General features: G+C 64.2%; 1 protein-coding gene. It reads right to left on the reverse strand.

Features of this window, described 5'->3' with window-relative positions; genetic code table 11:
- Positions 1-204 precede the first annotated feature (204 nt).
- Entirely contained in the window at positions 205-609 is a 405-nt protein-coding gene (locus tag G3480_RS26895) for a PIN domain-containing protein (protein WP_164657245.1), read from the reverse strand.
- Between the last annotated feature and the right edge of the window lie 330 nt (positions 610-939).

Here is a 939-nt window from a genome sequence, read left to right on the forward strand (position 1 = left end):
CCGCTGGACCTATGAGGGAAAGCCGCTCGCGGCATGAATGATTAAACAGTCTCGGGATTTCCACTCTGTTGCACTAGTGTGACGGACGGCGGGAAAGCTTGGAGTTTGGGCGGACGGCGCTTTCCCGCGAGCCAGGTACCCCGCGTGCCACCGACGAAAGATCAACCTCGCCGCATCAGCGAAACCGAGACATCCGCTAAGGGCTCAGCCTGGCACCTGATCCGCCGGGAGCGGCGGATCACCCTCGGCGCTGCGGGGACGCTCACCCAGGATCTCCAACCGCTTCACGTCGATTTCATCCGCCTGCAGATGCGCAATCAGCGGATCGAAGCCGCCATCCTTCGAGACGATCCGAAACACCCCGCCTGGATCCTTCTGGACCACTTCGCCCAGGTAGAACGCCAGGTGGAAGTCGAGCGCGTTGCGCCCCGCCCCGCTGATTTTGACGTAGCGGGCACGCTCGCCGAGCTGCTGCATGGCGTTGGCAAAGTCGAAGGGAATCCTGTTCTGCTGGGCGCCGACGAAGATCAGCACGCGCACGTCCTCGCCCTGGAGTCCGGCGAGGTCCGGGGGCTGGAGACTCTCGTAATCAATGAGGAAGTGGCGCAAGAGTGCGATCCACGGCAATGTCGACCAAGATCACGACTGACTGACCGCAGCCAAAGCGCCGTCCAGCGTGAATCCAAGTGATCACCTTGCTAGCGCCATGGTGGCATCCGCGCCGATGCCGTTGGCCTTCATCGCGATGGCCCGAGCAAGCGTTGATCATCCAACCGTCCAGTCGCTTGAGTCGACACCGTGAATCCTTCAAGGCAAAGCGATGTGGGAGCGGCGCCCCCCCCCGCTTTGGCGCCCCGGGCGGCGGGGGGCCCCGCCCCCCCGGGGTGGGGGTGGGCCCCCCCCTGTTAGGGGGCCCCCCCCAACAAAACCGGTTTAACA

Origin of the sequence: Thiorhodococcus mannitoliphagus, from assembly GCF_010915725.1 — a bacterium.
GTDB classification, from domain to species: Bacteria; Pseudomonadota; Gammaproteobacteria; order Chromatiales; family Chromatiaceae; genus Thiorhodococcus; species Thiorhodococcus mannitoliphagus.